Source organism: Streptomyces sp. NBC_01214 (assembly GCF_026340975.1).
Taxonomy (GTDB): Bacteria; Actinomycetota; Actinomycetes; order Streptomycetales; family Streptomycetaceae; genus Streptomyces.
Genome location: NZ_JAPEOS010000001.1, coordinates 1,159,150 through 1,177,042 on the forward strand (window position 1 = coordinate 1,159,150; position 17,893 = coordinate 1,177,042).

Below are 17,893 nucleotides of genomic sequence, written 5' to 3' on the forward strand. Positions count from 1 at the left end.
GGGCACGGGCAGGGGCACCGGAAGGGAAACGGGCAGGGAAACGGGAAGGGCCCCGGGGCAACGTGCCCCGGGGCCCTTCCGCCGTCCCTGCTGCTACTCCGTCTTGATGGCGGTGAGCATGTTCAGGCGGGCGGCGCTGCGGGCCGGCCACATGGCGGCCAGGACACCGACCAGTCCGGCGAGGACGAAGAAGATCCCGATCCGGTCGAAGGGGATGACCAGCTCGTAGCCCGGGATGGAGCCGGCGATGGTCTTGCCGCCGGCCCAGGCGAGGAAGACGCCGACGCCGATGCCGAGGACCGCGCCGAAGAGCGAGATCACCACGGCCTCCAGCCGGATCATGTTCTTGACCCTGCCGCGGTCCAGGCCGACGGCGCGCAGCATGCCGATCTCCTGCTGGCGCTCGTAGACCGACATCGCGAGGGTGTTGATCACACCGAGCACCGCGATGATCAGGGCCATGCCGAGCAGGCCGTACATGATGTTCAGGGCGGTGTTCATCTGGCCGGCCGCCTCGTTGCGGATGCCGGCCTTGTCGGCGACCTTGATGGCCGGGTTCTTGCCGAGGGCGTCGATGACGGCCTGCTGGTTCGCCGCGGAGGTGCCGCCGTTGGTCTTGACGAGGACCTCGGGCAGGTACTGGGTCTCGTTGTGCGAGGCCAGGATCTTGTTGTCGAGGACGTAGTCGCCGAACTGGCCCTTGGTGTCGAAGATCGCGCCGACCTGGAGCTTGCCCTTCTGGCCGTCGTCGTACTGGGCGTCGAGGGCGGAGCCGACCGTCAGCCCCTTCTCCTTCGCCTCCTTGGCGGAGACCATCAGCTTGCCCTCGCCCAGGGCGGCGAGGTCGCCGCTGGTGGTGCGGACGTTCAGCAGCTGGGCGAGAGCGGCCGGGTTGACGCCGTTGACCATCTGGGAGGAGTCACCGAGCTTGACGACCTCAAGGGTCTTCGGGGAGACGGCGATGACGCCCTTGCCCTTCTCCAGTGCGGGGAGGACGGACTTGTCGAGGTTCATGCCCTCGGCGGCCATCGTGACCCGGTAGTCGGCCTTGACGTTCTGAACGGTGAGCTTGTCGATGGCCTGGCCGACGGTGATGCCGATGACCGACATGGCGGTGACCAGGGTCAGGCCGATGGTCAGGGAGGCCGCGGTGACCGCGGTGCGGCGCGGGTTGCGGAGCGCGTTCTGCGCGGCCAGCTTGCCGGCGACGCCGAAGACCTTCTCCAGCAGCGGGCGGACCGTGGCGATCACCGGGCGGGACAGCATCGGCAGCAGCACGAACAGGCCGATGACCAGGAAGAACGCGCCGGCGGCGATGGTCGTGCGACCGTCGCTCTTCTGGCTCACGCCGAGCAGGACCACACCGATGCCGATGAGGGCGAGCACGCTGCCGATGGAGTTGCGCAGCACCAGGGACTTCATGGTCGCCGGGAGGTGGGCGCTGCCCATGGCGGCGACCGGGGCGATCTTGGCGGTGCGGCGGGCCGGCAGCCAGGCGGCGAGCATGGTGACCACGACGCCGATGACCAGGGCCGTCACGACCGTCGTCGGCGCGATGATCAGGTCGCCGGCCGGGATCTTGGCTTCGAGGAGCCCCATCGCGGAGCGCATCGCGACCGCCAGGCCGATGCCGGTGGCCAGACCGATGACCGCGGCGATGGAGCCGACGACGGCGGCCTCGGCGAGGACCGAGCGCTTGACCTGGCCGCGGTTGGCGCCGACGGCGCGGAGCAGGGCCAGCTCCTTGGTGCGCTGGGCGACCAGCATCGTGAAGGTGTTGTAGATGAGGAAGATGCCGACGAACAGGGAGACGCCGGCGAAGATCAGCAGGCCCTGGCTCATGCCGGCCATGCCCTGCTCGATGAACTTGGCCTGCTGGGCGGCGAGGGCCGCGCCGGTCTGCGCGTGGGAGTTCTCGCCCAGCAGCGGCTTGATCTGGGTCAGCAGCTGGTCGGCGCCGGTGCCGGCCTTGGCCGCGACGGAGACCTCGCTGTAGAAGCCGGGCTGGAGGTACAGCTCCTGGGCGACCGCGGTGTCGAAGAGGACCAGGCTGCCGCCCGCGTTGACCGCGCCGTCCTCGGTGGTGAAGACGCCGGAGAGGGTGTACTCCTGGACCGGGCCGTTGGTGGCGACCCGGATCTTGTCACCGACCTGGTACTTGCCCTTGGCCGCGCTGTCCTTGTCGAGGGCGACCTGGTCGGCCTTGGTCGGGCCGGAGCCGGCGGTGAAGGTGTAGCGCGGGTCCTTGCCGTCCTTGACGGGGGCGAAGTTGGAGCCGGCGTTGGCCCAGCCGGAGCCGATCAGCTTGCCGTTCTCGTCGCCGACGCCGGCGAAGCCGGTCACCCGGCCGGAGGCGGAGTCGACGCCCTGGAGCGCCTTGACCTTGTCGAGGGTCTGCTGGCTGATGCCGGGGTCGCCCTGCTTGCCGCCGTCTTCGCCGCGGCTGGCGCCGCCGTCGGTGATCGAGACCGCGACGCCCTCGTAGGACTTCGCGGACTGGTTGGACATGGCCTTGCTGAGGGTGTCGGTGAAGACGAGGGTGCCGGAGACGAAGGCGACGCCGAGGGTGACGGCGAGCACCGTCATCAGCAGTCGGGCCTTGTGCGCGAGGACGTTGCGCAGGGCTGTACGGAACATGGGGGATCTCAGTCCTGGGGCTGGAAGTCTGGAGGAGGGGCGGGGAGGGAGATCCCGGGTCAGCTGGTGCGGCCCTTGGCGTCGAAGGACTTCATCCGGTCGAGCACGCCGTCGGCGGTGGGGTTGAGCATCTCGTGGACGATCTCGCCGTCGGCGAGGAAGATGACGCGGTCCGCGTAGGAGGCGGCGACCGGGTCGTGGGTGACCATCACCACGGTCTGACCGAGCTCGCGCACCGAGTTGCGCAGGAAGCCGAGCACCTCGGCGCCGGAGCGGGAGTCGAGGTTTCCGGTGGGCTCGTCACCGAAGATGATCTCGGGGCGGGAGGCCAGGGCGCGGGCCACGGCCACGCGCTGCTGCTGGCCGCCGGAGAGCTGGGTGGGGCGGTGGGAGAGCCGGCCCGAGAGGCCGACCATGTCGATCACGGAGTTCAGCCACTGCTGGTCGGGCTTGCGGCCCGCGATGTCCATGGGGAGCGTGATGTTCTCCAGGGCCGTCAGGGTCGGCAGCAGGTTGAAGGCCTGGAAGATGAAGCCGATCTTGTCCCGGCGGAGCTGGGTGAGCTGCTTGTCCTTGAGGCTGCCCAGCTCGGTGTCGCCGATGCGGACGGAGCCGGAGGAGAAGGTGTCCAGGCCCGCGACGCAGTGCATCAGCGTGGACTTGCCGGAGCCCGAGGGGCCCATGATCGCGGTGAACTGCCCCTGCGTGAAGTCCACGGTGACGTTCTTGAGCGCGACCACCTGGGTCTCGCCCTGGCCGTACACCTTGGAGAGGCCGGTGGCGCGGGCGGCCACGGCCTGGGCGGTGTGCGGGGCGTAGTTCATGGTGGTCACGGGACGGCTCCTCGGTCTGCTGTGCGGGACGTTTCCATCCTCGCCGCGGGTGTCCCCGTTCCGGATCAGCCGCCGTGCCTGTTCCACGCCCCGCTGGAGTCTGACGGCGGACGGTCGCGTGTCCTCCTCTGGTATGACAGGACCCTGATCGACGGGCAGCGGCCCGGGGTGGCGGGGAGGGTGGCGCGGGGGGTGGCGTGGGCCATCGAAATCCCGTCATTCCCACACAGGTGGTGACCGACGCCCAGAGCGGGCCGACCGCGGATTCTGAGCCCTGACGAACCCTCAAGCGCCAATAAAATCAGACAACATCGGAAAGTTCGCAGGTTGGTGGGGGGAGCGATCCGGATAGGCTCGGTTCAGCGTTCAAGGCTTTTTTACGGGGGCCGCCACGCCTTGCCCGGATGGTGGAATGCAGACACGGCGAGCTTAAACCTCGCTGGCCTTCGGGCCGTGCCGGTTCAAGTCCGGCTCCGGGCACCATCAATGGAACGGTGTCCGGCCCGCAGGGCCGACCCCGTTGGGGCGCGGCCGTTTCCGGGGACCGGGAACGCGGCGGAACGCGCGCACGGCGACTGCCTCCCCGGTACGGAAACCCCGAAGTCCTCCGCGGCGACGTCAACCGGACGGACGCCCGTCGGACGCCGGGCCGGGTGAAGGAGAGGGGTGCGCCGCACCCGAACGCGCGCCCCCGGGCGTGACCGGAGCGGGATCCGGACCGGACGGGATCCGGACGGGACGGGACGGATCGTCCCCGCCGAGTCGGCCCAACCGGCGGACGTGCGGATTCCCCTTTTTATTTACTGCGCTCCGTCGTGGCCTCTCCTAAGATCCTCCTCCAGCAGTAGGGTGCTTTCTTTGCGAGCGCATTACTCTTGATGCAAGGCCGCGCTCGGTGGCCACGGAGGAGTGAGATGAGGAGCAGTAACCCGGTCTTCTCGCGACGGGGGTTCAGCCGCGACAACGGTGGCTACGCGGGCTTTGACGCGCAGGCTCAGCAGGCCGGGACCAACCCGTACGCGACCAACCCGTATGCGGCCGACCCGACCACCGGCATGCCGCAGGCCCCGGCCCGCGCCAATGTGATGACCATGGACGACGTCGTGAGCCGTACGGCCATGACGCTCGGCACGCTCATCCTGACGGCGACCCTCGCCTGGGTGGCGCTGCCGGTCGACCCGGACAACCTCGGAGTGTCGTACGGCATCGCCATCGGCGCGGCCCTCATCGCCTTCGTCCTGGTGCTGGTCCAGTCCTTCAAGCGCAAGCCCTCCCCGGGCCTGATCCTGGCCTACGCGGCCTTCGAGGGCGTCTTCCTCGGCGTGATCAGCGCGGCCGTCAGCACGTACCTCGGTCCCGGCGTGGTCATGCAGGCCGTGATGGGCACGATGTGCGTCTTCGCCGCCGTGCTCTTCGCGTACAAGATGCGCTGGATCCGCGTCACCCGCCGCTTCTACGGCTTCGTGATGGCGGCGACGCTGGGCTTCATCCTGCTCATGCTCGTGAACTCGCTGTTCGCGGTCTTCGGCGGCGGTGACGGCCTCGGCTTCCGCAGCGGCGGCCTCGGCCTGCTGTTCGGTGCCATCGGCGTCATCCTCGGCGCCTGCTTCCTCGCCCTCGACTTCAAGCAGGTCGAGGACGGCATCGCCTACGGTGCCCCGCGCGAGGAGGCCTGGCTGGCGGCCTTCGCCCTCACCATGACCCTGGTCTGGATCTACGTCGAGATGCTGCGCATCTTCTCGATCCTCTCGGGCGACGACTAGCAGGACCCGCAGGCCGATCACCGGCCTGCGCACAGCACGGGGAAGGCCCCGCGAGCACACCGCTCGCGGGGCCTTCCCGCATCCAGGGTGCGGGGACGGTCGGGGTATCGGGGGAGGGGGGGTGTCTCTATGTCCTTCGTCAAGGACGTGGTGCCTGGTATGCGAGTGTTTGGGGTGGTCATGCGGCGAGAGTGACGTCGGGGGTCCGGGATTCGTAGAAGGTGCCGTCGCGGAGCATGGCGAACAGGACGCTGATGCGTTGGCGGGCGAGGCGGAGGAGGGCCTGGGTGTGGGTTTTGCCGCGGGCTCGTTGCCGGTCGTAGTAGGCGCGGGAGGCCGGGTCGGCGTTCATGCAGGCGAAGGCGGAGAGGAACATTGCGCGTTTGAGTTGCCGGTTTCCGCCTCGTGGTGCGTGCTCACCATGGATCGAGGTTCCCGACGACCTGGTCGTGGGGGCGAGGCCGGCGTAGGAGGCGAGGTGGGCGGCACTGGCGAAGCCAGTGCCGTCGCCGACGGTGACCAGCAGGACGGCGGCGGTCCTGACTCCGACTCCCGGCATCGAAGTCAGGACCTGGTGAAGAGGGTGCGCCTCCAGCAGGCTGTTGATCTGGGCTTCCAGGGCCCGGCGGTGGTCGTGGACCGCGGCCAGCGAGCGGGCCAGCGACGGGATCACGATGTCGAGGGTGCCGGTTCCCGGGACCACTACGGTCTGCTCGTCGAGGGCGTCGAAGACGTCGTCGATCAGCCGGGCGGCCATGCGCGGGGCCTTGGGCCGGATCACCTCGACGAGTCTGCGACGGCCGGCCTTCCGTAGTGCGGCCGGGGATCCGTAGCGCTCGAGGAGCCAGGTGACGGCGGCGTGGTCCAGGCGCGGGCCCAGCACCCGCTCGAGGCTGGGGTGGAACTGGGTCAGCAGCCCGCGGATCCGGTTGGAGGTGCGGGTGGCCTCGGCCGCGAGGTCCTGGTCGAAGCCGGTCAGCACCGTGAGCTCGGCGGTGATCTCGTCGGTCAGCTCCAGCGACCGCAGAGTGTGAGGTATCGTCCGGGCGGCGTCCGCGATGACCGCGGCGTCCTTCGCGTCGGTTTTCGCCTCTCCCGGATAGAGGTCGGCGATCCGTCGCATCGCGAGTCCGGGCAGGTAGGCGACCTCGCAGCCCGCATCGCGGGCGACGGTCAGGGGCAGGGCGCCGATCGAGGCGGGCTGGTCCACGATCACCAGGACAGTGCCGAACTTGGCCTTGAGTTTGTCGAACACGGCCCGCAGCTTCGGTTCGCTGTTGGGCATCGGCTTGTCAAAGACCTTCTTCCCGGCCGGCGTGAGCCCGTGGCCATGGTGGGCCGTCTTGCCGACGTCCAACCCGAGGAAGACGCCTATGCCTTCGGTGTCTAACATCGCACGACTCCAGAGGTGTTGACCGTGCCGCCCTTGGCGGTGGCACCGTGCTCGCGCATCCACGTTATGCAGACCTGCCGCCCACATCTCTGCCCGGCATTGCGCCGGGCCGGGCGGTGGCCGGGTCTCTCATCAGCGTCTCCGACGGCACCTCCCGGGCCCGGCGACACCACCCCCCAGGTCATTCGTTCGACAGAGGGGACACAGTCATACCGGGCCCGGAGGCCAGCAGCCCCATTGCAGGACCGCGAAAACATAACGGGGGGCTCAGCCGAACCGGCGTGCGGCTCTGCGCAGGTCGTACTCGTGGATGATCGCCTTGGCCTGGCCGTACGACAGCTCGTGCGCGCCGCGAAGCCAGCTGACCTTCTCCTCGAACCGGACGAGTGAGGGGCCGTCGTCCACGGTGCGGAGCCAGTCGGACACTTCACGACCGGTGGTCTGGGGGATTCTGTCGATCATGTTGCGGTGTGTCTGCTCGGAGAACTCTACGGACATGGGCGCCTCCGGAAGGTTTGCCGTGCTGTTCTCTTCACGCCACCGTGCCGGAGAGTTCGCCCGTTGGCAATGGTGCCCGGGCGCCGCGTAAGGTCGGCCGGGTGCTTGATACTTCGCCCCTGACCGCCGTCGTGGAACGTTTCGCCGACCGGCTGCGGGCCGCGCCGCAGAGCCGCCTGCAGCGGGGCGCCGCCGCCGCGGCGCTGGAGCTGGCCCGCGAACTCTCCGTACGGGCCCAGCGGATCGAGACGCCCGGGCAGGAGCCGAAGGAGGTGCCGGACGCCGGCATCTTCGTGGTCGGCGATCAGGTGGCGGTGACCGGGCTGGACCTCGCCGAAGCACTGCGCGCCGCGGCCCCGGACAGCGCGAAGGCCCCGTCCGAGGTGCTGGACGAGGCCGTGCGGCTGGTGGAGCAGGCGGAGATCAGAGCGATGCGATGACGCGGTCCGCGAGGATGTAGACATTGCTGTCGGGGTCCTCGGCGTCACCGCAGGAGAAGGTCAGCGCATAGGCGCCGGAGATGCCCGAGCCACCGAGCAGGACCGGCGCGGTGCCCGAACGCAGGGCTTCGGCGAGGCGCTCCGCGGTCTCCCGGTGCCCCGGGGTCATGCACAGCGTCGTGCCGTCGGTGAAGACGTACACGTCGAGCGTGCCGAGCGGGCCCGGACGGACGTCCGCGAGGGCCGTACGGGCCTCCGCGAGCTCCTCCAGGCGGTTCACGGTGCGCTCGTGGTCGGCGCCGGGGTGCGAGGCCTGGACCGGTACGAAGTCGGGGTGCGAGGGGTGGCGCCGGCGCGCGGCGGCCAGCTCGGCCGAATCCTCGGGATACCCGGGGAGCTCGTCGAGGATCTCCTCGCCGAGCACGGGCTCCAGCCCCACCAGGTCGGCCTGCCGGGGCAGGAAGACGGGGCTGTCCTCGCCGAGCCCGGGCAGGCCGCCCAGCAGCGAGGGGGCGTCGGCGGCGTCACGGGCCTCCTGAGCGGCCCAGAAGGCCCGCGCCTCGGCGAGCTCGCGCTCGCGCTCCTCGGCGAGGGCTTCGGCCACGGCGGCTCGTATCTCCGCGGCGGGGGACTCCACGGCGCTGCGGGCGTGCGGGACGGTCGCACCGCGGGGGTGGACCGGCACCGACAGCTCAGTGCGCAGGGCGGCGACCTGCTTGCGCAGACCATGGACGGCGTGCAGCGCAGCAGCGCCCACGGCCGTGGCAGCGGCCGTGGTCAGCAGCAGGGCAAGAGACATGGCGCTCACTGACTAACTCCTGAGGTGATTCGATCCCCCGACTTCCTACATCAGAGTGTCCCGACCTGGGAATGGCGTGCAGTGCATTACGTCACGAAATGGACAGGGCTTTGGTCACACACGTCGCATCTGTACCAGCCTTGACCTGCGTAAACACCGATCCCCCAGGAGATAGGTCACATCCTGGGGGAAATTTGGTCACAGGTCGGCTGCGACCGGGTTAGATCCGGCGTCAGTACGCCGCAAGGGATCCGGCCGGATCCCTTGCGGCGTCTGGCTCGCGCTCTTGATCGAATTCACTCGGACGCCGGATTCCCCGGTCGCGCTGAGCTTCGCCACCGCTGCGGGCAGGTGCCGCCCCTCGCCACGCGACGGAGCCGCACATCGACACGGCGGAGCGACCCCTACCCTCCGCTACGGCTCAGCTCAGGCGCCGGTTTCCCCGGTCGCGCTGAGCTTCGCCACCGCTGCGGGCAGGTGCCGCCCCTCGCCACGCGGCGGAGCCGCACATCGACACGGCGGAGCGACCCCTACCCTCCGCTACGGCTCAGCTCAGGCGCTCGATGACCATGGCCATGCCCTGGCCGCCGCCCACGCACATGGTCTCCAGACCGAACTGCTTGTCGTGGAACTGCAGGCTGTTGATCAGGGTGCCGGTGATGCGCGCACCGGTCATCCCGAAGGGGTGACCGACGGCGATGGCCCCACCGTTGACGTTCAGCTTGTCGAGGGGGATCTCCAGGTCCCGGTACGACGGGATGACCTGGGCCGCGAAGGCCTCGTTGATCTCGAAGAGGTCGATGTCGCCGACGGTCAGCCCGGCCCGCTTCAGGGCCTGCTTCGACGCCTCGACCGGGCCCAGGCCCATGATCTCGGGGGAGAGGCCGGTGACGCCGGTGGAGACGATCCGGGCCAGCGGGGTCAGGCCCAGCTCGCGGGCCTTGGTGTCGCTCATGATGACCAGCGCCGCGGCGCCGTCGTTGAGCGGGCAGCAGTTGGCGGCCGTGACCAGGCCGTCGGGGCGGAAGACGGGCTTGAGGCCCTGCACGCCCTCCAGGGTCACGCCGGCGCGCGGGCCGTCGTCCGTGGAGACGACGGTGCCGTCCGGGGTGGTGACCGGGGTGATCTCGCGGGCCCAGAAGCCGTTCTTGATGGCCTCTTCCGCGAGGTTCTGCGAGCGGACGCCGAACTCGTCCATGTCCTGGCGGGTCACGCCCTTGAGGCGGGCCAGGTTCTCGGCGGTCTGGCCCATCGCGATGTACGCGTCGGGGACCAGGCCGTCCTCGCGCGGGTCGTGCCAGGAGGCGCCCTCGCTCTGCGCGACCGCGGCCGTACGGGCCTCCGCGTCGCCGAAGAGCGGGTTGTGGGTGTCCGGCAGGCCGTCCGAGGAGCCCTTCACGGACCGGGAGACCATCTCGACGCCCGCGGAGATGAAGACGTCGCCCTCGCCCGCCTTGATGGCGTGCAGGGCCATGCGGGAGGTCTGCAGCGAGGAGGAGCAGTAGCGGGTGATGGTGGCGCCGGGCAGGAAGTCCATGCCCATCTGCACCGCCACGATGCGGGCCAGGTTGTGGCCCTGCTCGCCGCCGGGCAGGCCGCAGCCGAGCATCAGGTCGTCGATCTCGCGCGGGTCCAGCCCGGGGACCTTGGCCAGGGCGGCCTGGATGACCGTCGCGGTCAGGTCGTCCGGCCGCACGTCCTTGAGGGACCCCTTGAAGGCGCGCCCGATGGGGGAGCGGGCGGTGGAAACGATGACGGCTTCGGGCATCGGGACTCCAAGGGTGTGTTGCGGCTCTGAGCGGGACCGCAAGCGAAGTTACCGCCCCGTACGGTCCAGGTCACCGGCCGGGGCGTGTGACACGGGCCGCACTCTCCCCCGGGGCGCCGCCCGGACGGGGCTCAGGGCACCACGGGTTGGGCCGGATCCGTCGCCGGCACCCGCCGGCGGCGGCGGTGCTTGAGCAGCACCCAGGGGCCACGGGCGGCCGTGACCTCCGTACCCGCTTGGTCCGCCGCGGCCGACGCGGCCTTCGCCACCGGCAGCATGTCCTCGTCCCGGGACACGTCCAGCCGGTCCGACTCCGGCCACAGGCCCAGTGTCGCGCACAGGGTCGGCAGCACGGCCATGGCGGCGGTCGCGTACCCCTCGGCCGACGGGTGGTAGGAGTCCGGGCCGAACATCTCGCGCGGGTTCGCGGCGAACTCCGGGCCCAGCAGGTCCCCCATCGAGACCGTGCGGGCACCCAGCGCGACCACTCCTATGGTCTGCGCGGCGGCCAGCTGCCGCGAGACCCGGCGCGCCAGCCAGCGCAGCGGCTGGTAGACCGGCTCGATCGTGCCCAGGTCCGGGCAGGTGCCCACGACGACCTCGGAGCCGGCCATGCGCAGCCTGCGCACGGCCGAGGTGAGCAGCCGCACCGACTGGGTCGGCGGCATCCGGCGGGTCACGTCGTTCGCGCCGATCATGATCACGCAGACGTCCGGGGGCGGCGAGGGGCCGTCCAGCAGCAGGCCGACCTGCCGGTCCAGGTCGTCCGACATGGCCCCCGAAAGGGCCACGTTGCGCAGCTCCACCGGCCGCTCGGCCACCGCCGCCAGCCCGGAGGCCATCAGGGCCGCCGGAGTCTGCCGGGCCCGCCGCACGCCCAGTCCCGCGGCCGTGGAATCCCCCAGCATGCCCAGGCGCAACGGGCCCGGGCTCTGCTCCGGCCCGCCGAATTCGCTCCCGTACAGCCCGTCGGCACGCGGTGGCTCCGGCAGCCCCGAGCCCACCGCCCGCCTGGCGAACTGCATCTCGGCCACCACCAGCCCGACCGCGGCGGCCCCGACCAGTCCGAGTCCGCCTCCGCCGTACGCTGCCCCCGCCGCGATCCGGCGGGCTGTTCTCGCCCTGGACATCCTTCAGGCCACCTCCTCGGTCCTCATTGATCCCTACCTGCCCCGTACGGACGGTCGGCCAATCCCTTTCCGCATACTCTGGCCAGACCTCCCGGAGAACCCGTGGAGTCCCCTCCTTGGAGAACATGGTGCAATTCCACGACTCGATGATCAGCCTCGTCGGCAACACCCCGCTGGTGAAGCTCAACCGTGTGACCGAAGGCCTGCAGGCCACCGTCCTTGCGAAGGTCGAGTACTTCAATCCCGGTGGATCCGTGAAGGACCGGATCGCCGTACGGATGATCGAGGCCGCCGAGCAGAGCGGAGCCCTCAAGCCCGGCGGCACCATCGTGGAGCCGACCAGCGGCAACACGGGGGTAGGACTCGCCATCGTGGCCCAGCAAAAGGGCTACAAGTGCATCTTCGTCTGCCCTGACAAGGTGTCCATGGACAAGATCAACGTGATGCGCGCGTACGGCGCCGACGTGGTCGTCTGCCCGACCGCCGTCGACCCCGAGCACCCGGACTCGTACTACAACGTGTCCGACCGCCTCGCGCGCGAGCCCGGCGCCTGGAAGCCCGACCAGTACAGCAACCCGAACAACCCCCGTTCGCACTACGAGACCACCGGCCCCGAGCTGTGGGACCAGACGGACGGGAAGATCACCCACTTCGTCGCGGGCGTCGGCACCGGCGGCACGATCTCCGGTACCGGCAACTACCTCAAGGAGGTCAGCGGCGGGAAGGTCAAGGTCATCGGCGCCGACCCCGAGGGCTCGGTCTACTCCGGCGGCTCCGGCCGTCCGTACCTGGTCGAGGGCGTCGGCGAGGACTTCTGGCCGACCGCCTACGACCCGAACGTCACCGACGAGATCATCGCGGTGTCCGACAAGGACTCCTTCCAGATGACGCGCCGGCTGGCGAAGGAGGAGGGCCTCCTCGTCGGAGGCTCCTGCGGCATGGCCGTCGTGGCCGCGCTGAAGGCCGCCGAGGGCCTCGGCCCGGACGACGTGGTCGTCGTCCTGCTGCCGGACAGCGGCCGCGGCTACCTCAGCAAGATCTTCAGCGACGAGTGGATGGCGGGACACGGCTTCCTGGAGGAGGCCGGCCCCGCCGCGCGCATCGGCGACGTGCTGGACGACAAGGAGGGCGGCATCCCCTCCCTCGTCCACATGCACCCCGAGGAGACGGTCGGCGAGGCCATCGAGGTCCTGCGCGAGTACGGCGTCTCGCAGATGCCGATCGTCAAGCCGGGCGCCGGTCACCCGGACGTGATGGCCGCCGAGGTCATCGGCTCCGTGGTCGAGAAGGAGCTGCTGGCGGCGCTGTTCGCCCAGCGGGCCTCCCTGACCGACCCGCTGGAGAAGCACATGAGCTCCCCGCTGCCGCAGGTCGGCTCCGGCGAGCCGGTGTCCGAGCTGATGGCGGTGCTCGGCGAGGCGGACGCGGCGATCGTGCTGGTCGAGGGCAAGCCCACCGGTGTGGTGAGCCGTCAGGACCTGCTGGCCTTCCTGGCCAAGTCCGCGAAGTAGCCTGCGGCCGGCTCGGGGGACGGGGCGGGCCCATGGCCCGCCCCCACCCCGGGCACCCGGCTCGTGGCACGGCCTTCGCGCAAACGGTACGGGCATGACACGTGACGGCAGCACCCGCTTAACACGGCTCCGGCACAGTAGTGGGTGTCGGCAGGGAAGTCCGGGAGACCGGAACCCGGCCGGCACCACGGAACGGCGTGTGCGTACCTCCGGAGCGGCTCCCGGACCGCGCGGACGCCACGGACGCGGACGGCCCTGACCCGGCCGTGTCCTTCGCGGGGACCGCCGTCGTCCCGCCCCTCGGGCAACCGAGGGTGCGGCGGTCCCCGCGCGTTCCATTTTTTTGGCTCGGTTCGCCTCCGGGGCGCCTTTGCCGGCTCGTGCCGGCGTACGTGCTCCCCGTCGCGCCCCTTCGGCTCACTCGCCCGCGGCGGTGGTGGTGGCGGACCTGTGCCCGCCCGACGGCGCCGGTCAGTCCAGGGGGTCCTGCGTACCGCGCCGGAAGCGACGGGCGTGGATGAAGTTCACGCCCACGATCCCCACCCAGGTGACGATCAGCCCCGGCAGCCGCGCCTGCGTGGCGGCGATCGCCGACAGGGGGATCGCCAGGACCAGAGTGACGATCGCGAAGCCGAAGCGTTCGCCGAAGTTCCCGTCCCCCGGGGCGACGGAAGGCGTCCGGCCGCCACCGCGGGCGGCGGACAGCCGCTCCTCCGCGAGCCGGCGCCGGACCTGCGTGTCGACCTTCTCGACGAACGAGTCCACGAGCGCGGCCTCGTACTCCGGACCCAGCTCGCGCCGGGCGTCCATCGTCGCGTCGAATTCCTTCTTCAGCTCTTGGGCGTGCGCGTCCATGACCCCACCGTAGGAACCCCGGCGGGCCCCGGCACTGGGGCTAGCCCCCGTATCCGGATCGCGGGCACGGCTTGCCCCGCTGCATAACCGCATGCAAAGTGCTCCGTGACTGAATATCTCACCGGGACGGAGGGGACGGGATGAGTGACAGCCCGGCCGCGCGGCTGCAGAAGCTGTTCGAGGGGCACCGGCTGACGCCGACCCAGCGGCGGATCGCGCACTGCATGGTGCGCGGGGCGGCGGACGTGCCCTTCCTGTCGAGCGTCGAGCTCGCCGAACTGGCCGGGGTGAGCCAGCCCTCGGTGACCCGGTTCGCCGTGGCGCTGGGCTTCGACGGCTATCCCGCGCTCCGCCGCCACCTGCGCGAGGTGGCCCCCGCCGAGCGGCCCGAGGCCGCGCACGAGGACTCGTACAACGAGTACCAGCAGGCCGTTCTGGGCGAGATCGAGAACCTGCGGCAGCTGGCCGCGATGCTCGCCGATCCCGCGCCGGTCCAGGAGGCGGGGCGGCTGCTCGCCGCCTCGACCCCGCTGCTGGTGCTCGGGCTGCGGGCGGCCTCCTCCCAGGCGCGCGGGTTCGCCTACTTCGCGTCGAAGGTCCACCCGGACGTCCGGCTCCTCGACGAGGGCGGCTCGATGATGGAGGACCGCATCGACGCGGCGCGCTACGAGGGGGCCACGGCGCTGCTCTGCTTCGCGCTGCCCCGCCATCCCCGGGAGGTCGTGGACACGCTGGAGCGGTCGCGGCGGGCCGGTCTCACCGTGGTCACGGTCGCCGACTCGGCGTTCGCCCCCGTGGCCCGTCACTCGGACCTGCTGATTCCGGCGCAGGTCGGCACCGGCCTGGCTTTCGACACGGCGTGCGCGCCGATGCTGCTGGGCCGGGTGCTGCTGGAGTCGATGGCGGACGCCCTGCCGGACGCGCAGGCGCGGCTGGAGGCCTTCGACGCCAGAGCCGCGGCGCGCGGCCTCTTCGTGGAATAGCCGCCTCAAACGCCGGGAAAATCCAGCCCCTCCGGCGATTGAGGAGCGGGGTCCGGGGCGGAGCCCCAGGTTTTGAAGCCGCGCCGGCGATTGAGGCGCGGGTCTGGGCGGAGCCCGGGAAGCCCCGCGCAGCGGTTACAACAGGGCGTCGCCGAACGCGCCGCCCGCCTCCGCGACGATGGCCTCGACGGACTGGGCCGGGCGGGCCAGCGCGAAGCGGACCTCGCCCCCCGGACTCACCGTGAAGCCGTGGACCGCCGGGCGGGGCAGGCTGTTGTAGCCGTAGTGGGCCGTGAAGAAGTACGCGCCGGTGTCCGGTACGCCGATCAGGTCGCCGGGGGCGAGCGGCGGCAGCTCGCGGGCGGCCGCGAGCAGGTCCCCGGCGAAGCAGGCCGGGCCCGCGACGTCCTGGGCGACCGGGTCGCCGGTCTTCGGGGCGCCCTTCGCGTCGTAGGGCAGGATCCGCACCGGCCAGGCCGCCGGGGCGTACGCGGTGCGGGTCGCCAGCTGGACCCCGGCGTGGGTGAGCGCGATCGGCCGGGATCCGCTGGTCTTGGTGTACTCGACGCGGGCCAGCACCAGGCCGTGCTTGGCCAGCAGGGACCGGCCGAACTCCGTGACCAGGCCGTACGAGCCGTCGAACAGGGCGGGGACCGCCCCGCGCAGGGCGGCCGCGTACTGCGCGTGGGTCGGGTGCTCCTCGTCCGAGGCGAAGTTCACCGGCAGGCCGCCGCCGATGTCGAGGGTGTCGACCTGGCGCCGCCCGGCCGCCGCGTTGATCTCCTCGGCGAGCGCGTGCAGGTCCCGTACGCCTTCCGCGATCAGGGGCAGGGGAACGCCCTGGGAGCCCGAGTGGACGTGCAGGCGGGTGAGCCAGGGCCGGTCCAGGTAGGCCCGTACGAGGCGGGCGCGCGCGCCGGGGTCGCGCAGGGCGATGCCGAACTTCGAGCTCGCGGTGGCCGTGGACAGGGCGTCGATGGCACCGGCCCCGGTCTGCGGATTGATCCGGACGCCGATCGGGGACGCGGTCGGCGCCCGGCCGACGAGCGCGTCGAGCCGCTCCAGCTCCTGCTGGTTGTCGGCGTTGACGGCGATACCGAGCGCCAGGGCCTCGCGCAGCTCGGCCTCGGTCTTGGCGGGGGAGTCCAGGACGATCCGGTCGGCGGGGAGCCCCGCGGCCCGGGCCAGCGCCAGCTCGCCGGGGCTCGCCACCTCGCAGCCGAGCCCGGCGTCGGCGAGCAGCCGCAGGACCGGGACGAGGGGGCAGGCCTTGACGGCGAAGGTGTGCAGCGCGGGTGCCGCGGGTGCGAGTGCGGCCGCGAAGGCGCCGGTCAGGGCGGCGGCGGAGGCCCGGATCCCGGCGACGTCCAGCAGGCAGACCAGGGGTGGCGCGGGGTCGGCCCCGCCGACGATTCCCTGCTCGACAGCGGCTCGTACGGCCAGATCGCGGCGCGCGGCAGCGCTACCGGCGGCGTCCTCGGTGCCCATGTCGGCCATCCCATCATTCGACGGGGCCGCCCGCAGCTGTTGACTGAATCTATTCAGGGCGAGAGGATGTGAATAGATTGACCAACATCGGAGGAGGCAACGCCATGTCAGGACCCCGCCCCGTACGTGCCGCGCGAGGCACCGAGCTCAGCACCCTGGGATGGCAGCAGGAAGCCGCGCTGCGGATGCTGCAGAACAACCTCGACCCCGAGGTCGCCGAGCACCCCGACAAGCTCGTCGTCTACGGCGGCACCGGCAAGGCCGCCCGCGACTGGCGCTCGTACGACGCGATGGTCCGCACCCTGCAGACCCTCAAGCAGGACGAGACGATGCTGGTCCAGTCCGGCCGCCCGGTCGGCGTGATGCAGACCCACGAGTGGGCGCCGCGCGTCCTGCTCGCCAACTCCAACCTCGTCGGCGACTGGGCCAACTGGGAGGAGTTCCGCCGCCTGGAGCACCTCGGCCTGACCATGTACGGCCAGATGACCGCCGGGTCCTGGATCTACATCGGCACCCAGGGCATCCTGCAGGGCACCTACGAGACCTTCGCCGCCGTCGCCGCCAAGAAGTTCGGCGGCACCCTGGCCGGCACCATCACCCTCACCGCCGGCCTCGGCGGCATGGGCGGCGCCCAGCCGCTGGCCGTGACGATGAACGACGGCGTCGCGATCTGCATCGACGTCGACCCGCGCGCCATCGACCGCCGCATCGAGCACCGCTACCTGGACGTCAAGGCCGACAACCTGCGCCACGCCCTCCAGCTGGCCGTCGAAGCCCGTGACGACCGCAAGCCGCTCTCCATCGGCCTCCTCGGCAACGCCGCCGAGCTGCTCCCGCAGATGCTGGCCGAGGGCGCCCCGATCGACATCGTGACCGACCAGACCTCGGCCCACGACCCGCTCGCGTACCTGCCCGTCGGCGTCGACTTCGACGACATGGCCTCCTACGCCGCCAAGGACCCGGCCGGCTTCACCACCCGCGCCCGCGAGTCCATGGCCAAGCACGTCGAGGCCATGGTCGGCTTCATGGACGCCGGCGCCGAGGTCTTCGACTACGGCAACTCCATCCGCGGCGAGGCCCAGCTGGCCGGCTACGACCGCGCCTTCGCCTTCTCCGGCTTCGTCCCCGCCTACATCCGCCCGCTGTTCTGCGAGGGCAAGGGCCCCTTCCGCTGGGCCGCCCTGTCCGGCGAGGCCTCGGACATCCACAAGACCGACAAGGCCATGCTGGAGCTCTTCCCGGAGAACGAGTCCCTGCACCGCTGGATCAAGATGGCCGGCGAGCGCGTCCACTTCCAGGGCCTGCCCGCGCGCATCTGCTGGCTCGGCTACGGCGAGCGCGACAAGGCCGGCGAGCGCTTCAACGAGATGGTCGCCGACGGCACCCTCGCCGCGCCGCTGGCCATCGGCCGCGACCACCTCGACTGCGGCTCGGTGGCCTCCCCGTACCGCGAGACCGAGGCCATGCTGGACGGCTCCGACGCGATCGCCGACTGGCCGCTGCTCAACGCCATGGTCAACGTGGCCTCCGGCGCCTCCTGGGTCTCCATCCACCACGGCGGCGGCGTCGGCATGGGCCGCTCGATCCACGCGGGCCAGGTCACGGTCGCCGACGGCACCGCGCTGGCCGGCGAGAAGATCCGCCGCGTCCTCACCAACGACCCCGGCATGGGCGTCATCCGCCACGTCGACGCCGGCTACGACATCGCCGAGTCGGTCGCCGACGAGCGCGGCGTCCGCGTCCCCATGCGCGAGGGCGACTCCGCGTGAGCGAGACAGACTTCCCGGGCTCGGGG

14 protein-coding genes and 1 tRNA gene are annotated in these 17,893 nt (G+C 71.1%); 6 read left to right on the forward strand and 9 right to left on the reverse strand.

Annotation, left to right across the window (positions count from 1 at the left end; translation table 11 throughout):
• Positions 1–93: 93 nt before the first annotated feature.
• Together OG594_RS05585 and OG594_RS05590 are read right to left on the reverse strand one after the other, a co-directional pair.
• Positions 94–2,637, reverse strand: a complete 2,544-nt coding sequence (locus OG594_RS05585) for an ABC transporter permease (RefSeq protein WP_266595744.1) — start codon at positions 2,635–2,637, stop codon at positions 94–96.
• A gap of 59 nt (positions 2,638–2,696) precedes the next feature.
• Positions 2,697–3,461: an ABC transporter ATP-binding protein gene (locus OG594_RS05590; RefSeq protein ID WP_266602640.1), complete on the reverse strand. Its 765-nt coding sequence runs from the start codon at positions 3,459–3,461 to the stop codon at positions 2,697–2,699.
• Positions 3,462–3,868: 407 nt separating this feature from the next.
• Between OG594_RS05590 and OG594_RS05595 the strand changes: the two genes are divergently transcribed.
• A tRNA-Leu gene (locus OG594_RS05595) sits at positions 3,869–3,953 on the forward strand.
• A 431-nt stretch (positions 3,954–4,384) separates the two neighbouring features.
• Positions 4,385–5,233, forward strand: coding sequence for a Bax inhibitor-1/YccA family protein (locus OG594_RS05600; protein WP_266595746.1), 849 nt, complete (start codon positions 4,385–4,387; stop codon positions 5,231–5,233).
• Between the two features lie 178 nt (positions 5,234–5,411).
• Here OG594_RS05600 and OG594_RS05605 read toward each other — a convergent pair whose 3' ends face one another.
• The gene (locus OG594_RS05605; protein WP_266595748.1) at positions 5,412–6,626 is read right to left on the reverse strand and encodes an IS110 family transposase; all 1,215 of its coding nucleotides are present in this window, start codon (positions 6,624–6,626) and stop codon (positions 5,412–5,414) included.
• Positions 6,627–6,893: 267 nt separating this feature from the next.
• Positions 6,894–7,124, reverse strand: coding sequence for a DUF4287 domain-containing protein (locus OG594_RS05610; protein ID WP_030010339.1), 231 nt, complete (start codon positions 7,122–7,124; stop codon positions 6,894–6,896).
• A 101-nt stretch (positions 7,125–7,225) separates the two neighbouring features.
• Between OG594_RS05610 and OG594_RS05615 the strand changes: the two genes are divergently transcribed.
• On the forward strand, positions 7,226–7,564 hold the full coding sequence (locus OG594_RS05615; RefSeq protein ID WP_266595751.1) for a hypothetical protein: 339 nt from the start codon (positions 7,226–7,228) through the stop codon (positions 7,562–7,564).
• On the opposite strand, the gene OG594_RS05620 is transcribed toward OG594_RS05615, so the two are convergent.
• The 3 genes from OG594_RS05620 to OG594_RS05630 form a co-directional block, all read right to left on the reverse strand.
• On the reverse strand, positions 7,548–8,363 hold the full coding sequence (locus OG594_RS05620) for a hypothetical protein (RefSeq protein WP_266602642.1): 816 nt from the start codon (positions 8,361–8,363) through the stop codon (positions 7,548–7,550). The two genes, OG594_RS05615 and OG594_RS05620, sit on opposite strands and share 17 nt — an antisense overlap.
• Before the next feature lie 547 nt (positions 8,364–8,910).
• On the reverse strand, positions 8,911–10,131 hold the full coding sequence (locus OG594_RS05625; RefSeq protein ID WP_030013026.1) for an acetyl-CoA C-acetyltransferase: 1,221 nt from the start codon (positions 10,129–10,131) through the stop codon (positions 8,911–8,913).
• Positions 10,132–10,262: 131 nt separating this feature from the next.
• On the reverse strand, positions 10,263–11,261 hold the full coding sequence (locus OG594_RS05630) for an SGNH/GDSL hydrolase family protein (RefSeq protein ID WP_266595754.1): 999 nt from the start codon (positions 11,259–11,261) through the stop codon (positions 10,263–10,265).
• Between the two features lie 128 nt (positions 11,262–11,389).
• Here OG594_RS05630 and OG594_RS05635 point away from each other — a divergent pair, with 128 nt between their 5' ends.
• A complete protein-coding gene (locus OG594_RS05635; protein WP_266602644.1) occupies positions 11,390–12,772 on the forward strand; it encodes a cystathionine beta-synthase in 1,383 nt (460 codons plus the stop codon).
• A gap of 471 nt (positions 12,773–13,243) precedes the next feature.
• Here OG594_RS05635 and OG594_RS05640 read toward each other — a convergent pair whose 3' ends face one another.
• Positions 13,244–13,627 carry a hypothetical protein gene (locus OG594_RS05640; protein WP_266595756.1) on the reverse strand — a complete coding sequence of 128 codons (384 nt, stop codon included), beginning with the start codon at positions 13,625–13,627 and terminating at the stop codon, positions 13,244–13,246.
• A gap of 140 nt (positions 13,628–13,767) precedes the next feature.
• Here OG594_RS05640 and OG594_RS05645 point away from each other — a divergent pair, with 140 nt between their 5' ends.
• On the forward strand, positions 13,768–14,610 hold the full coding sequence (locus tag OG594_RS05645; protein ID WP_266595758.1) for a MurR/RpiR family transcriptional regulator: 843 nt from the start codon (positions 13,768–13,770) through the stop codon (positions 14,608–14,610).
• 135 nt (positions 14,611–14,745) lie between these two features.
• Here the strand turns inward: OG594_RS05645 and OG594_RS05650 are convergent, their stop codons facing one another.
• Positions 14,746–16,107 (reverse strand): diaminopimelate decarboxylase, encoded by a 1,362-nt coding sequence (locus tag OG594_RS05650; protein ID WP_266595760.1) that lies wholly within the window; start codon positions 16,105–16,107, stop codon positions 14,746–14,748.
• Between the two features lie 95 nt (positions 16,108–16,202).
• On the opposite strand from OG594_RS05650, the gene hutU reads away from it, so the two are divergent.
• Positions 16,203–17,867: a urocanate hydratase gene (gene hutU, locus OG594_RS05655; RefSeq protein ID WP_266595762.1), complete on the forward strand. Its 1,665-nt coding sequence runs from the start codon at positions 16,203–16,205 to the stop codon at positions 17,865–17,867.
• The last annotated feature ends 26 nt before the right edge of the window (positions 17,868–17,893 follow it).

Coding starts and splice junctions, on each gene's coding strand:
- OG594_RS05585 (WP_266595744.1), bottom strand. CDS start 2,637: ATGTTCCGTACAGCCCTGCGCAACGTCCTCGCGCACAAGGCCCGACTG.
- OG594_RS05590 (WP_266602640.1), bottom strand. CDS start 3,461: ATGAACTACGCCCCGCACACCGCCCAGGCCGTGGCCGCCCGCGCCACC.
- OG594_RS05600 (WP_266595746.1), top strand. CDS start 4,385: ATGAGGAGCAGTAACCCGGTCTTCTCGCGACGGGGGTTCAGCCGCGAC.
- OG594_RS05605 (WP_266595748.1), bottom strand. CDS start 6,626: ATGTTAGACACCGAAGGCATAGGCGTCTTCCTCGGGTTGGACGTCGGC.
- OG594_RS05610 (WP_030010339.1), bottom strand. CDS start 7,124: ATGTCCGTAGAGTTCTCCGAGCAGACACACCGCAACATGATCGACAGA.
- OG594_RS05620 (WP_266602642.1), bottom strand. CDS start 8,363: ATGTCTCTTGCCCTGCTGCTGACCACGGCCGCTGCCACGGCCGTGGGC.
- OG594_RS05625 (WP_030013026.1), bottom strand. CDS start 10,131: ATGCCCGAAGCCGTCATCGTTTCCACCGCCCGCTCCCCCATCGGGCGC.
- OG594_RS05630 (WP_266595754.1), bottom strand. CDS start 11,261: ATGTCCAGGGCGAGAACAGCCCGCCGGATCGCGGCGGGGGCAGCGTAC.
- OG594_RS05640 (WP_266595756.1), bottom strand. CDS start 13,627: ATGGACGCGCACGCCCAAGAGCTGAAGAAGGAATTCGACGCGACGATG.
- OG594_RS05645 (WP_266595758.1), top strand. CDS start 13,768: ATGAGTGACAGCCCGGCCGCGCGGCTGCAGAAGCTGTTCGAGGGGCAC.
- OG594_RS05650 (WP_266595760.1), bottom strand. CDS start 16,107: ATGGCCGACATGGGCACCGAGGACGCCGCCGGTAGCGCTGCCGCGCGC.
- hutU (WP_266595762.1), top strand. CDS start 16,203: ATGTCAGGACCCCGCCCCGTACGTGCCGCGCGAGGCACCGAGCTCAGC.